The sequence below is a fragment of the Bradyrhizobium sp. CCH5-F6 genome, from assembly GCF_001556045.1.
In the GTDB taxonomy this organism is placed as follows: Bacteria; Pseudomonadota; Alphaproteobacteria; order Rhizobiales; family Xanthobacteraceae; genus Bradyrhizobium.
The window spans coordinates 14,114-27,679 of record NZ_LSIC01000150.1; the positions used below are offsets into that span (position 1 = coordinate 14,114).

Annotated in this window: 13 protein-coding genes; 10 read left to right on the forward strand and 3 right to left on the reverse strand. The window is 64.1% G+C overall.

Features of this window, described 5'->3' with window-relative positions; translation table 11 throughout:
- Positions 1-14: 14 nt before the first annotated feature.
- Positions 15-3,341 carry an AAA family ATPase gene (locus AX729_RS26545; RefSeq protein ID WP_061027193.1) on the forward strand — a complete coding sequence of 1,109 codons (3,327 nt, stop codon included), beginning with the start codon at positions 15-17 and terminating at the stop codon, positions 3,339-3,341.
- Positions 3,342-3,478: 137 nt separating this feature from the next.
- Here the strand turns inward: AX729_RS26545 and AX729_RS26550 are convergent, their stop codons facing one another.
- Positions 3,479-4,702, reverse strand: a complete 1,224-nt coding sequence (locus AX729_RS26550) for a polyhydroxyalkanoate depolymerase (protein ID WP_156457223.1) — start codon at positions 4,700-4,702, stop codon at positions 3,479-3,481.
- Positions 4,703-4,859: 157 nt separating this feature from the next.
- On the opposite strand from AX729_RS26550, the gene AX729_RS26555 reads away from it, so the two are divergent.
- Positions 4,860-5,516 carry a glutathione S-transferase family protein gene (locus AX729_RS26555; RefSeq protein ID WP_061027194.1) on the forward strand — a complete coding sequence of 219 codons (657 nt, stop codon included), beginning with the start codon at positions 4,860-4,862 and terminating at the stop codon, positions 5,514-5,516.
- 279 nt (positions 5,517-5,795) lie between these two features.
- Here the strand turns inward: AX729_RS26555 and AX729_RS26560 are convergent, their stop codons facing one another.
- Positions 5,796-6,020 (reverse strand): hypothetical protein, encoded by a 225-nt coding sequence (locus AX729_RS26560; RefSeq protein ID WP_061027195.1) that lies wholly within the window; start codon positions 6,018-6,020, stop codon positions 5,796-5,798.
- A 184-nt stretch (positions 6,021-6,204) separates the two neighbouring features.
- Here AX729_RS26560 and AX729_RS26565 point away from each other — a divergent pair, with 184 nt between their 5' ends.
- Entirely contained in the window at positions 6,205-6,561 is a 357-nt protein-coding gene (locus AX729_RS26565) for a hypothetical protein (RefSeq protein ID WP_061027196.1), read from the forward strand.
- 9 nt (positions 6,562-6,570) lie between these two features.
- Here AX729_RS26565 and AX729_RS26570 read toward each other — a convergent pair whose 3' ends face one another.
- A complete protein-coding gene (locus tag AX729_RS26570) occupies positions 6,571-7,674 on the reverse strand; it encodes a mandelate racemase/muconate lactonizing enzyme family protein (RefSeq protein ID WP_061027197.1) in 1,104 nt (367 codons plus the stop codon).
- Between the two features lie 170 nt (positions 7,675-7,844).
- Between AX729_RS26570 and AX729_RS26575 the strand changes: the two genes are divergently transcribed.
- The 7 genes from AX729_RS26575 (at position 7,845) to AX729_RS40670 (ending at position 13,555) form a co-directional block, all read left to right on the forward strand.
- Positions 7,845-8,693: an AraC family transcriptional regulator gene (locus tag AX729_RS26575; protein ID WP_061027198.1), complete on the forward strand. Its 849-nt coding sequence runs from the start codon at positions 7,845-7,847 to the stop codon at positions 8,691-8,693.
- A 189-nt stretch (positions 8,694-8,882) separates the two neighbouring features.
- Positions 8,883-9,809: an SMP-30/gluconolactonase/LRE family protein gene (locus tag AX729_RS26580; protein WP_061027199.1), complete on the forward strand. Its 927-nt coding sequence runs from the start codon at positions 8,883-8,885 to the stop codon at positions 9,807-9,809.
- Between the two features lie 138 nt (positions 9,810-9,947).
- Positions 9,948-10,541, forward strand: a complete 594-nt coding sequence (locus AX729_RS26585) for a GNAT family N-acetyltransferase (RefSeq protein ID WP_061027200.1) — start codon at positions 9,948-9,950, stop codon at positions 10,539-10,541.
- Between the two features lie 214 nt (positions 10,542-10,755).
- Entirely contained in the window at positions 10,756-12,402 is a 1,647-nt protein-coding gene (locus AX729_RS26590; RefSeq protein ID WP_061027201.1) for a GMC family oxidoreductase, read from the forward strand.
- Between the two features lie 188 nt (positions 12,403-12,590).
- Positions 12,591-12,851, forward strand: coding sequence for a BrnT family toxin (locus AX729_RS26595; RefSeq protein ID WP_061027202.1), 261 nt, complete (start codon positions 12,591-12,593; stop codon positions 12,849-12,851).
- Positions 12,838-13,131 (forward strand): BrnA antitoxin family protein, encoded by a 294-nt coding sequence (locus tag AX729_RS26600; protein ID WP_061027203.1) that lies wholly within the window; start codon positions 12,838-12,840, stop codon positions 13,129-13,131. Before AX729_RS26595 ends, AX729_RS26600 begins: the two co-directional genes overlap by 14 nt.
- Position 13,132: 1 nt before the next feature.
- Positions 13,133-13,555, forward strand: coding sequence for a hypothetical protein (locus AX729_RS40670; protein ID WP_061027204.1), 423 nt, complete (start codon positions 13,133-13,135; stop codon positions 13,553-13,555).
- The last annotated feature ends 11 nt before the right edge of the window (positions 13,556-13,566 follow it).

Consider the following 13,566-nt stretch of genomic DNA (forward strand, 5'->3'; position numbering starts at 1 on the left):
GATCGGTGGAGCCAATGCAGATTGCGGAGTGGCTCGAGAAACTGGGGCTTGGGCAATACGCAGAGCGTTTTGCCCAAAATGGGATCGACGTGGGCGTCCTCCCCGAACTGATGGACGAGGACTTTGACAAGCTCGGAGTCCTGCTAGGCCATCGCCGCAAAATGCTGCGTGCTATTGCCGACCTCGATCCCGCCGCGTTGATCGCATCGCCGGCTCCTCCTCAAGACGCCGAGCGGCGCCATCTTACCGTCATGTTTTGCGATCTGGTCGGCTCAACTGCACTCTCGGCGCGCCTCGATCCCGAGGATATGTGGGAAGTGATCCGGGCCTACCGCGCGGCGTGCGCGAGAGTCATTGCCGCTTACGATGGCAGGATAGCCAGGTTCGTCGGCGACGGAATACTCGTATATTTCGGCTACCCTCGCGCCCACGAGGATGACGCGGAGCGCGCAGTGCGAGCGGGCCTCGACGCAATATCCGCGATTCGGCAGCTAAAAACAGGCGCCGACGAACGGGTTGAACTGCGGATCGCAATTGCGACCGGGCTTGTGGTGGTCGGCGACCTCATCAGTGGAGATGCGTCGGAGGAGCACGCAACCGTCGGCGATACACCAAACCTCGCTGCTCGGCTCCAGAGCCTGGCGGAACCGGGGGCGGTCGTCGTTGCATCCTCGACGCGCCGGCTGCTTGGTGATCTCTTCGCGTTTCGCAATCTCGGCCGCCGTGAGGTCAAGGGAATAGCCGAACCCATCGCAGTCTGGGCGGTGGAGGGAGCGACCGCATCCGAGAGTCGCTTCGAGGCGGTGCGCGCGGCGCGCTCGATCGGCTTTGTCGGCCGCAAGGACGAGATCGAATTCATTCTCTCGCGCCAGCGCCGGGCATGGCAGGGGCAGGGCCAGATGGTCTTGATTTCCGGCGAAGCTGGCATCGGCAAGTCGCGCATTGTCGCGACGCTGTCCGAAAGCCCATCGTTGGAGGCGCACCGCCGGGTGCGATATCAGTGTTCACCTTACCACACCAACAGTGCGCTTCATCCCTTTGTCGCGCAGCTCGAGCGCGCCGCCGGCATTCGCTCGCACGATACGGCCGGGGAGAAGCTCGACAAGCTCGAAGCAATGCTGGCGCTTGGAACACAACAGGTCGCACGAGCGACACCGCTCATAGCGGCTCTCCTTTCGATTCCAACCGGAGACCATTGTTCGCCGCTCGGTTTGAGCCCGGCGCAGCAGCGGCGACAGACGTTTGCAACCCTTCTCGATCAGCTTGAAGGGTTGGCGCGAGAGCAACCCCTGCTGATTATCTGCGAGGATATGCATTGGGCCGATGCGACGACACTTGAACTGTTCGATCTTGCGGTCGACCGAATCAGGAGGCTGCCGATACTCGTCCTCATGACGTCCCGGCCGGAGTTCGAGCCCTCATGGTCGGGCCTCGCCAACGTCAGTCTGTTGCGGCTCGATCGACTCGATCGACAGGACTCGCGCGCGCTGGTCGAACAGGTGGCCGTTGGTTGCCAGCTGCCGCGCGAGATGATGAAGCAGATCATCGACAAGACCGATGGCATCCCTCTATTCGTCGAGGAATTGACCAAGATGGTGCTCGAGTCCGGGCTACTCGTCGAAGATGCCGGGCGCTATCGCCCCAATAGTCCGCTCCCGCCGCTCGCAATTCCCGCGACACTGCAAGATTCGCTGATGGCGCGGCTCGACCGGCTCGCTCCAGTCAAGGAGGTGGCGCAGATTGGCGCTGCCATCGGCCGCGACTTCTCATACGCGCTGCTGAAATATGTGGCGGGACGCAATGACCAGACGCTGAGCGTAGCGCTGGGACAACTCGAAGAGGCCGAACTGCTGGTGCGTCGCGGGACCCCGCCCGAAGCAAACTATAGTTTCAGGCACGCTCTTGTTCAGGAAGCGGCCTACGAGAGCCTGCTCAAGAGCAAACGGCAGGTGCTGCACACGCGCATCGGCGACGTCCTGCGCGCGAAGTTTCCGGTCGTGGCCGAGACCGAGCCGGAAGTTGTGGCACACCACTTCACGGAGGCCGGGCTGAACGATGTCGCCCTCGAGTGGTGGCGCAAAGCGGGACAGCAGGCGCTGAAACGCTCGGCCTATTCCGAGGCGATTGCACATCTCGGCAAAGCCATTGCGATCGCAGATCAGTTGCCTGACGAGCCCCGCCGGATGATGAGCAGGCTGCATCTTCAAATCGCATACGGTCGTGCACTCAGGGGCAGCCTCGGCCATAGCGCTCCCGAAACGGTCGCGGCATGGACGCGTGCGCGCCAGTTCGCAGCCGATATCGATGATCCCGTCGAACTTGCGCCGGTACATTCGGGGCTGTTCAATGCCTGCCTGACACACGGCGAACTCGCTCCGATGCGGGAGCTGGCGGATGTCATCAGGAGCGCCGCTGACCGTCGACCGGACTCGCCGGTCGCCGCCATCGTCGCCCATTGGACGGGCGGCGTCACCTGCTGGTTCGGGGGCGATTACTTGAATGCGAGAACGCATCTCGAGCAAGCGTTGGCGATCCATGGTGCTGAACCGGATCCCGCGACCTTTAGGGCTGCGGCGCTGGATCTGCCGTTCGTGATCATGAGATTTCTTGCCCTGGTGCTCTGGCCGCTCGGTAGCACCGCTCGTGCGCGCAAGCTCGCAGCGGAAGCGGTGGGGGCTCCGGGAGAAAAACGGGCGCTGTCCCAGGCCAATGCGCTGGTTCATCGCGCTGTGTTCGACGGGGTATGCGGGAGCATGCTTCAGCAAACAGAGACGATCCTGGCGCTCGGTCTCGCGCGCGATCACACGATGCCGCTGTACGTGGCCGCGGGCACCTATCTGAATGGCCTGGCCAAATGGCGTGCCGGCGACCGAATGGCCGGACTGGCGGACATGCGTCACGGCTGGACCTTGCTGCACGAGAACGATTGCTACCTCTGTGAACCGTTTTGGGGGATGCATGTCGCCATGGCGGCCGCAGAGTCGGGTCAACTCGAAGACGGGCTGGAAATCTTGAGCGAACTGATTGCATGGGCGGGTCAATCCGGTCAGCATTGGCTTGATGCCGAGCTGCATCGCGTCCAAGGCGAACTGCTGTCGCGCCTCGACCCTGATGGATCCGGTGCCGAAAATGCCCTCAATCGGGCGCTGGAAATCGCACGACGCCAACAGGCGAAGACTTTCGAGTTGCGCAGCGCCCTTGGACTTGCGCGCCTGCACAAGACAAAAGACCGAGCGGGCGCGGTATCTGAGGTGCTTGCCCCCGTCCTCGCTGAATTCGATGCGGAGCGAAATCTTCCCGAAGTGGAAGAAGCGAAAGAGCTGCTCAAGCAAGAGCATTAGGCGCGTGCTGTCCCCAACTGGCCGTCCGTCCGTGGTCAGGGGAGGCGTCTCGGTATGCCCGCGGCATCCCCGATTACCTCAATTGCGCAATTGCGCGACGAAGTTGGCACCTGACGTCCGGGTCAGGAGATGGCGCTTTACGAATTGACGTGCACGAAATCCCGCAGCAACGGATAGATCTCGTTGTTCCAGCGCTTGCCCGAGAACACGCCGTAATGGCCGACGCCGGCCTGCATGTGGTGAACGCGGCGATAGGCGCGCACGCCGGTGCAGAGATCCTGCGCCGCCAGCGTCTGTCCGATCGAGCAGATGTCGTCCTTCTCGCCCTCGACCGTCATCAGGCCCATGCGGCTGACGGCCTTGGTGTTCACCGGGCGGCCGCGATGCATCAGTCTGCCCTGCGGCAACAGGTGCTCCTGAAACACGTCGCGGACGGTCTCGATGTAGAATTCCGCAGGAAGATCCATCACCGCGAAATATTCATCGTAGAACGTCTTGATGGTCGCCGCCTTCTCCTTCTCGCCCTTGGCGATGTGGTTGGCGAGATCCATGTGCTGCTTGATGTGGCGCTCGAGATTCATCGAGACGAAGGCGGTGAGCTGCACGAAGCCGGGATAGACCTTCCGCAAGGCGCCGCGGCACTGCACCGGCACGTAGTTGATCAGGTTCTGCTCGAACCATTCGATCGGCTTGCTCTTGGCGAACTCGTTCACCCGGGTCGGCTGGATCCGCGTGTCGATCGGGCCCGCCATCAGCGTCAGCGTCGCCGGGCGCGCGGGATGGTTGTCCTCGCACATGATCGCGGCGGCCGCGAGCGCCGAGACGGACGGCTGGCAGATCGCCACCATGTGCGGGCGCGGCCCCAACTGTCCGAGGAAGTCGATCAGGTGCTCGGTGTAGTCGTCGAGCCCGAAGCGGCCTTCGCTGCGCGGAATGTCGCGCGGATTGTGCCAGTCGGTGATGTAGACGTCGTGGTCCTGGAGCAGCGTCTTGACGGTCCCGCGCAGGAGCGTGGCGAAATGGCCGGACATCGGCGCCACCAGCAGCATGCGCGGCTGCTCGCCGACGCCCTCTTTCTTGAAGTGCAGCAGCGAGCCGAACGGCGTCGCGTAGGCGACCTCCTCGGTAACGGCGATTTCGCGGTTGCCCACCATCACGCTGTCGATGCCGTAGGCAGGCCGGTCGTAGGTGAGGGTGGAGCGCGAGATCAGCTCCAGCGCGGCCGTCAGCCGGCCGACGACCTGATCCGACATGCCCTGAGGCACCAGATTGAGGAATTTGAGCGCGGACGAAGCCCCCGCGCGCCATGGCGCCGTCAGGTCCATGTGGTTTTGAAAGGCCTGATAATACATCGACATCATGCTGAAACGCCCATCCCGTCCGGTGCTGCTATGCAATAAGGACGCCAGACGGCGGGTCGGGCGGTCGCGAAAATTGGCACGTCGCTTGCTGCTTAGGCCATGGAAACACAGGCCACGGGCACGTCCGGGCTGATGTCGGGACCAGGGAAGGGGCCATATGGCGAAGGCGACACTGACCATCAGCAGCAAGAACTACTCGTCCTGGTCGCTGCGTGGCTGGCTGCTGACGAAATTCTCCGGACTCGATTTCGAGGAGATCGTGACCGCGCCGGACGATCCGTCCGCGCGCGCGGAAATCCTCCTGCTGTCGTCGTCCATCCTGGTGCCGTGCCTGCGGCACGAGGGCGCCGTGGTCTGGGACACGCTGGCGATCGCCGAATATCTCAACGAGGTGATGCCGAATGCCGGCCTGTTGCCGGCCGACCGCATCCAGCGCGCGCATTGCCGCTCGATCTGCGGCGAAATCCATTCCGGCTTCACCACGCTGCGCGCCTCGCTGCCGGTCAACCTGAAGGGACACTTTCCCGGCTTCAAGATTTGGTCGCGGGCGCAGGCCGACATCGACCGCGTCTGCTCCATCTGGCAGGACTGCCTGGAGAAATCGGGCGGCCCCTTCCTGTTCGGCGCGCACCGCACCATGGCGGATGCGATGTACGCCCCGGTGGTGACGCGCTTCGTGACCTACGACGTCAAGCTCGCGCCGCCGCTGAAGGCCTATGCCGATACCATCATGGCCATGCCCGAGATGCAGGAATGGATCGCGGCGGCGAGGGAGGAGCCGGCCGAGATCGAGGAGCTCGAGGTCGAATATTAGGCAGGCGTTGCGCTCCCTGCCTGTTTCGAGGGCGGAGGCCCTCTCGCCGCGGCCTTATGACTATGCCTCTTCCGCGATTAACCTTTGGGCGCCGGTACCAGCTTGGGCCGCCGGGCGCGCTGCGCAGATATTGTACGCATCCGCAGAGCCGCGCCGACATCTAGCCGTGAACAGGTGCGTACGCGGCCTTTCGGCTGATTCGGACGTGATTCGTTCGGGCCGCGTTCCGAAGGTTAAAACGGAGCGCGACCCCGTCGCATTTTGAGACAGAGACCGCCTTCAGGCGGCCCCGCGCTGCTTCACGCGCGGCAGGCGCCAGCCGATGACGGTTGCTTCGACTGCAATGCCGGCCTCGTGGTTCTGCCAACGTCCCTCGACATAGCGGCAGGCGAACGGCAGCTGATACGTTCCGCTGTGGTCTTCGCATAGCACTTCGACCGGCAGGCCCGGCGGTGGTTCTCCGGCGCCGTCGAACTCCGCCAAACGTCTATCGCGCGTTGCCATTCCAAAAATCTCCCCTAAACAAAGCCGCGGAAAGAACGCCCACTTCGCCCCGCGTGCCGATCAACGTTCCCCGTCCGAGGGAACAGCGCAAGCTCAACGCGAGAATGCGGTACGAGTGTGGTAGCCTTCCGCAGCGGCGCGCAAACAGCGCACATTGCCGTGATCGATTGGACGAGGAACCTGCATGATGCTTCGAAACGCCGGCATTTGTTTCGCGATGTTGCTACCCGCAGCGCTGGCGCCTCTGGCGGTGCACGCGCAGGACGTGCCCGGCATCGAGATCTGCACCGTCGAGAAGACCATGGAGCGGCGCACCAGCTGTCTCCAGAGCAATGTCGATTTCCTGCAGAAGACGATCGCCAAGCTCGCCCTCGATCATCAGCAGAAGCTGGATGCCGCCAATCGCCAGATCGACGCGTTGAAGACGAGCCTCGCCGGCTTGCAGAAGACGCTCGGCGACCTTCAGGCCGCGCAGGTGAAGACCGCCGAGGACCTGAAGAAGAAGCAGGACGCGCCTCCGGCGAAGGACGCCGCGAAATAAGCGCGCCGGTCACGCGACGCGATAGCGCTCCATCACGGCGCGGTCAGGCTCGTAGCCGAGCCCGGGGCCTGAGGGCACCGCGACATGGCCGGTGGCATCGACATCGGCGCGGCCGCCCCAGAGGCAGGCTTCGCGCTTCAGGTAGAACACCTCGACCAGCCCATCGTCGCGCGTCGCGAGCAGGTGCAGCGTCGCCAGCAGGCCAGGGCCGAAATAGGGGGAGTGCGGCACGATCTTGATGCCGCGCCGATCCGCCAGCGCCGCGACCTTCAGGAATTCCGTGATGCCGCCGACCTTGATGACCGAGGGCTGGGCGTGGCTCACTGCGCCCGCATCCATCATCTGGCGGAACTGATATTCCGTGCAGGCATTCTCGCCGGCGGCAATGCCGAGCCCGCCCTTGCTGCGGACGTCGGCGAGGGTGGCAAAGTCCTCCGGCGGCCAGACCGGCTCCTCCAGGAACATCGGCTGCGCGTCTTGGCATGACTTCGCGAAGGCGATCGCCTGCTCGCCCGTCAGGGGGCAGTTCATGTCGACCATCAGCGGAACGGCCGGCCCGATCGCCTCGCGCGCGGCGAATACCGCAGGCGCCGTGGTCTCGTGCAGCTTGATCGCGCCATAGCCGAGCGCGAGCGCCTTCCTGCATTCGTCGGCGATGTTGCCGGGCGAGCCGATCCGCAGCAGGCTCGCGTAAGCCGGAATGGCCGTGCGCCTGATCTCGCCGAGCAAACGATGCAGCGGCACGCCTTTGACCTTCGCGGCCAGGTCCCACAATGCGATGTCGAGCCCGGAGATCGCGAACATGGTGATGCCGTAGCGGCCGAACAGATGCAGATTGCGCTGGATCTGCTCCATGGCCGCCGGGATGCCTGCCGCATCGGGCACCTTCAGCCCGCGGGCCTGCGGCGCGATCATCTCCTCGACGGCGCTCCGTGTGGTGCGCGGGCAGACATAGGCGAAGGCATCGCCCCAGCCGGTCAGCCCGGAATCGGTCGTGACCTCGACCAGCACCATGTCGAGCGCGGAGATCGCCGAAGCGCCCTGGCGGAAGCTGGCGACGCCGGCGTCATAGGGAATGCGGATATGGTGCGCCCGCACATCGGTGATTTCCATGACGCGGTTCCTCCGTGCTTTCTTGTGAGCGGTTCAGAAACACCGGCAGTGTAGCCGTGAACGCGAGGCCGTTGCCAGCGGCCATTCCGGGACTATCTCACAGCAATGCCGATCAAGCGAAGTGGGATGACCGGCTTACCCTTGCCGCGCTTCGAACGAGGACAATTGCCGTGAATCCAGCCCAGCGCGCGCTCTGGTACGTCGAGAGCCATCTGGCCGAGCCGATGACGCTCGACGAGATCGCGGAAATATCCGGCGTGTCGCGGTTCCACATCGTGCGTGCGTTCGCCGCAGCCACCGGTCTTCCCGTGATGCGCTACGCGCGTGCGCGGCGTTTGACGGAGGCGGCGCGCAGTCTGGCAAAGGGCGCACCCGACATCCTGTCCCTGGCGCTGGAGGCCGACTACGGCTCGCACGAAGCCTTCACCCGCGCGTTCCGAGACCAGTTCGGCACCACACCCGAAGCGGTGAGGGCGGCGACGTGCGTCAACCACCTCAAGCTTCAGGAGCCGATCCTGATGGACTCCACCATGCTCGACCATCTCGCCCCGCCGCGTTTCGAAATGGGAAAGGCCTTCCTCGTCGCCGGTCGCGGCGAGCGCATCTCCTGCGACAACGGCGCCATCATCCCCGGTCTTTGGCAACGCTTCCATCAGGAGACCGCCGACATTCCCGCACGCGTCGGCCAAGGAAAAAATCAGGTCGCTTACGGCGTCTGCTGCAACGGCGATGACGCCGGCAATTTCGACTACATCGCGGGCGTCGAAGTCGCCGATTTCTCCGACCTGCCGCGTCGATTCAGCCGAGTCCGCATTCCCGAGCAGCGCTACGCGGTGTTCACACATGCCGGGCACGTCGCCTCGATCAGGCGCACCGTCAACACGATCTGGAATCAGTGGTTGCCGGCCTCCGGTCTCAAAGCCGCGGACGCGCCGAACTTCGAACGCTACGGCGAGACGTTCGACCCCGCAACCGGCAATGGCGGCTTCGAAATCTGGGTGCCGGTGCGGGAATCCTGAAGCATCATGCTCGAACGATGACGCAAGGCGCGATGATCCACATCGCGCTTTGCAGTGCAACGCTGGCATACCGTCCCGCTTGCTTGGCAAGCCTTGGCGACTTTGTCATAACCGCAGCTAAATCTTGCCTGCGGGGCCCGTGCCGGACATCCCGTGCAAGCCATAACAAGCAGCCGGGAGGGTCCCACCATGTCCAACATCCGCGTTCTCGCCACCGATCTCGAATTTCCCGAAGGGCCGGTCGTGATGCCGGACGGCTCGGTGGTGCTGGTCGAAATCCGCGGCCAGCGTCTGACGCGCGTCTATCCTGATGGCCGCAAGGAGATTGTCGCGAAGATTCCGGGTGGTCCGAATGGCGCCGCGCTCGGCCCCGACGGCAAGATGTACATCTGCAACAATGGCGGCTTCTCCTGGATCCCGACCCGCAACATGATCATGCCGGGCCCGCAGCCCGACGATTATCTCGGCGGCTCGATCCAGCGCGTCGATCTGCAATCCGGCAAGGTCGAAACCGTCGTGAGCAAATGCGGCGCGCACGACCTCCGCGGGCCGAACGACCTCGTCTTCGACAGGCAGGGCGGCCTCTGGTTCTCCGATCTCGGCAAGCGCCGCGCGCGCGAGATGGACGTCGGCGGCATGTATTACCTCAAGCCCGGCATGAGCGAGATCGTGGAGGTCGTGCACGGGATCCTGCCGGCCAACGGCATCGGGCTGTCGCCGGACGAGAACACCGTCTACATCGCGGAGACGCCGACGGGGCGGCTCTGGGCCTATGAGCTCTCCGCGCCGGGCACGCTCAAGCCGCGCGACGTGATCTACCGCGGCGAGCGGGGAAAGCCGATCTGCGGCCTCGGCGGCTACCAGATGTTCGACTCGCTCGCGGTGGAGGCGAGCGGCAATGTCTGCGTCGCCACCCTCGTCTCCGGCTGCATCTCGGTGATCGCGCCCGACGGGACCCTGGTCGAGCAGGTCCCGACCGGCGACCGCGTCACCACCAACATCGCCTTCGGCGGCCCCGAGCTGAAGACCGCCTACATCACCCTGTCGGGCAAGGGCGAGCTGATCGCCATGGACTGGCCGCGCGGCGGTTTGCCGTTGAATTTCTTGAACAAGTGAGCCAAGCCGTCATTGCGAGGAGCCCGCGACAAAATTGCGTAGCAATTTTGCGCTGGCGACGAAGCAATTCAGACTGCCTCCGCGGTAAGACTCTGGATTGCTTCGCTTCGCTTGCAATGACGTAAGGAGAGACTTTCAATGCCCTGGCCCGATCCCGTCACCCTGCGCGGACAGCACGCCCGTCTCGAGCCGCTGTCGCATGATCATCGCGACGGTCTGGTCGAGGCCGTCAAGGACGGCGAACTGTCCAAGCTCTGGTACACCGCGATCCCGCTGCCGGAGAACATGGGCAAGGAGATCGACCGCCGCCTCGGCCTGCAGGCCGCGGGCTCGATGCTGCCGTTCACCGTGTTCGACGCCGACGGCCGGATCGTCGGCATGACCACCTACATGAACATCGATGCCGCCAATCGCCGCGTCGAGATCGGCTCGACCTGGTACGCCAAGAGCGCGCAGCGCGGGCCGCTCAACACGCAGTGCAAGCTCCTGCTGCTGCGGCACGCCTTCGAAACCCTGAACTGCATCGCGGTCGAGTTCCGCACGCATTTCTTCAATCACCAGAGCCGCCGCGCCATCGAGCGCCTGGGCGCCAAGCAGGACGGCATCCTGCGCAGCCACCAGATCGCGCCGAACGGCACCCTGCGCGACACCGTGGTCTACAGCATCACCGCCGCCGAATGGCCGACGGTGCAGACGCATCTCGAGTTTCAACTCAACGACAAGCCGCGCTAGCCATGATGTACCCCGATCTTGCCGCGAGCTCGATCACCTCTCCCATAGGGAGAGGTCGCGCCGAAGGCGCGGGTGAGGGGACCGGTCTATCGTGGAACCTGACCCCCCTCACCCGATTTGCTGCGCAAATCGACCTCTCCCCTGCGGGGAGAGGTGTCAGCGTGCGCGGCTGCAATTCATTCAATCTCACGACACGCTAGAGGCGGCCGGCACCATGGACAGATTCGATTACGTCATCGTCGGCGCGGGCTCCGCCGGTTGCGTGCTCGCCAGCCGGCTGAGCGAAGATCCCAACACCAGCGTCTGCGTGCTGGAGGCGGGCCCCTCCGACTGGCACCCCTACATCCACCTGCCGGCGGGCTTCATCAAGACCTTCTACATGAAGAGCATCAACTGGGGATACCAGCAGGAGCCGGGGCCCTGGACCGGCGGGCGCAGCATCTACGCGCCGCGCGGCAAGACGCTCGGCGGCTCGTCCTCGATCAACGGCCACATCTACAATCGCGGCCAGCGCATGGACTTCGACACCTGGGCGCAGATGGGCAATCGCGGCTGGGGCTATGCCGACGTGCTGCCCTATTTCCGGCGACTGGAGAAGCGCGTCGGCGAAGGCGAGGCGCTCTATCGCGGGCGCGAGGGCAGCCTCACGGTCACCACCATGGACTGGCGCGACCCGCTCTGCGAAGCCTTCATGGAAGGCGCGGTCTCGCTCGGCATTCCCCGCAATCCCGATTACAACGGCAAGACCCAGGAAGGCGTCTCCTACTGCCAGCGCACCATCAACAACGGCCTGCGCGTCTCCGCCTCGACCGCGTTCCTCAAGCCCGCGATGAAGCGGCCGAACGTGCATGTGCACACCTATGCGCACGCGACCGAGATCGTCTTCGAGGGCAAGCGCGCCGTCGGCGTGCGCTACATGAAGGGCGGTCGCGGGGGGCATCCTGTCGAGGTGCGGGCCAACAAGGAGGTGATCCTGTCCGGCGGCACCTATAATTCGCCGCAGCTGCTGCAGCTCTCCGGCGTCGGCTCGCCCGATCTGCTGCAGCAGCACGGCATTGCCGTCCGTCATGCCCTCCCGGTCGGCGAGGGCCTGCAGGACCATTACGCGCCTCGCACGGTCGCGCGCGTCAAGAACATCAAGACCATCAACGAGCTCCGCCGCGGCCTCTCGCTGTGGATCGAGGCGCTGAAATGGGCGACCTCGCGCCGTGGCCTGCTCTCGCTGTCGCCGACGATGGTCTACTGCTTCTGGCACTCCGGCGAGAGCGCGGAGAGCTCCGACCTCCAGCTCACCTTCACGCCGGCGAGCTACAAGGAAGGCGTGCAGGGCCAGCTCGAGGACGAGCCCGGCATGACGGTCGCCTCCTGGCAGCAGCGGCCCGAGAGCCGCGGCTATGTCCGCATTCGCTCGAACGATCCGTTTGCGCCGCCGATCATCCAGACCAACTATCTCGACGCCGAGCTCGACCGCCGCGTCGTCGTCGGCGGCATGAAGCTCGCGCGCGAGCTCTTGAAGTCCGCGCCGCTGTCGCCCTACTACGCCTACGAGGATTTCCCCGGCCCCAACGTCAATACCGACGACGAATTCCTCCACGCCGCCACCGAGCGCGGCACCACCACCTTCCACCCCGGCTGCACCTGCCGCATGGGCCCGGCGGACTCGACCTGGGCGGTCGTCGACGACCAGCTCCGCGTCCACGGGTTGGAGGGCCTGCGCGTCATCGACGCCTCCGTGATGCCGCGCATGATCTCGGCGAATCTGAATGCATCAACGATGATGATCGCGGACCGCGCCTCGGACCTCATCCGCGGCAAGCAGCCGATGGAAGCGGCAAGGATCCCGGACGCGGCGGTGGCGTGACATCTTCGTGGGGTGGGTTAGTTAGCTAGGGGGCTGCGCGAAGCGCAGTCCGCTGGCGTAACCCACCACTTCTGCCGATGCGGAAACGAAAGAGGTGGGTTGCGCTGACGCTAATCCACCCTAAGGTTGTTTGATTTTGTAGCTACAAGATGTTGACGGTCGGATAAATCGTAGCTACATTAAAGGCAATGAAAATCGTCTGGGATGAACCGAAGCGGCTCGCCAATCTCGACAAGCATGGGCTGGATTTTGTCGATCTCGACGAAGCCTTCTTCGACGCCGCACTGGTCATTCCGTCGCACAACAGGAGCAGGCGCTTGATCGCGATCGGCGCGAGCATCCGTGGCGTCATCGTTGTCGTATTTGCTCGGCTGGGACGCGAGGGCGTCAGCATCATCAGCATGCGACCGGCAAGTCGAAGCGAAAGGAAACTCTATGCCGAACGCTAAGAAGAAGCCGGTTTATACAAAGAAGGATTTGCGCGCGGTCAGCGATAATCCGGAACTGACAAAGGCAGATTTTGCCAAGGCGCGGCCGTTCTCCGAAGTCTTTCCCGATCTCAGCGCGACCATCCGGAAGGGCCGGGGACCCAACAAGGCGCCGACCAAGAAATTGGTCTCCCTGCGCCTCAGCCCCGAGGTAGTCGAGCATTTCAAGTCGACCGGACCGGGCTGGCAGTCGCGGATCGACGAGACCTTGCGCAAGGCGGTGAAGCGCAAGGCGTCGTGAGATGCAGCGCGAGCTTCGTATGGTGGATTGGCGGCGCTGTTGCGCGAAGCGCAATTCGGGCGGCGTAACCCACCGTTTTTGCCGATGCGAACACGAAGAGGTGGGTTACGCTGACGCGAACCCACCCGAGCGACCAGTGGACAGACTGCAAATGCCTCAACCTCGCGCCGAGCGACAATCCGTTGGCCAGATTGCCTTCTGCGGCCTCGTATTTCTCTGCACCGCTATCCCGCTCGGTCTGCTGCTGCGCGTGGGCTGGCGCGATTGGACCCTGTTTGCTGGCCTCTGGGCGATCATGTACTTCATGAGCGGAATCGCATGGTTTCCTCGGAGCACACCAGTTCAGAAAGCCTTCTCATATGGACTGCTCGTCGGCACGGTGCTTCCGGCGCTGGAGTGGGCAGCGACGAGTCACGGCCCCTAGTCGTGTGCTGG

Bases quoted from the DNA above. Each gene is read 5' to 3' on its own strand.
- AX729_RS26545 (WP_061027193.1), top strand. From the start codon at position 15: ATGCAGATTGCGGAGTGGCTCGAGAAACTGGGGCTTGGGCAATACGCA.
- AX729_RS26550 (WP_156457223.1), bottom strand. From the start codon at position 4,702: ATGATGTCGATGTATTATCAGGCCTTTCAAAACCACATGGACCTGACG.
- AX729_RS26555 (WP_061027194.1), top strand. From the start codon at position 4,860: ATGGCGAAGGCGACACTGACCATCAGCAGCAAGAACTACTCGTCCTGG.
- AX729_RS26560 (WP_061027195.1), bottom strand. From the start codon at position 6,020: ATGGCAACGCGCGATAGACGTTTGGCGGAGTTCGACGGCGCCGGAGAA.
- AX729_RS26565 (WP_061027196.1), top strand. From the start codon at position 6,205: ATGATGCTTCGAAACGCCGGCATTTGTTTCGCGATGTTGCTACCCGCA.
- AX729_RS26570 (WP_061027197.1), bottom strand. From the start codon at position 7,674: ATGGAAATCACCGATGTGCGGGCGCACCATATCCGCATTCCCTATGAC.
- AX729_RS26580 (WP_061027199.1), top strand. From the start codon at position 8,883: ATGTCCAACATCCGCGTTCTCGCCACCGATCTCGAATTTCCCGAAGGG.
- AX729_RS26585 (WP_061027200.1), top strand. From the start codon at position 9,948: ATGCCCTGGCCCGATCCCGTCACCCTGCGCGGACAGCACGCCCGTCTC.
- AX729_RS26590 (WP_061027201.1), top strand. From the start codon at position 10,756: ATGGACAGATTCGATTACGTCATCGTCGGCGCGGGCTCCGCCGGTTGC.
- AX729_RS26595 (WP_061027202.1), top strand. From the start codon at position 12,591: ATGAAAATCGTCTGGGATGAACCGAAGCGGCTCGCCAATCTCGACAAG.
- AX729_RS26600 (WP_061027203.1), top strand. From the start codon at position 12,838: ATGCCGAACGCTAAGAAGAAGCCGGTTTATACAAAGAAGGATTTGCGC.
- AX729_RS40670 (WP_061027204.1), top strand. From the start codon at position 13,133: ATGCAGCGCGAGCTTCGTATGGTGGATTGGCGGCGCTGTTGCGCGAAG.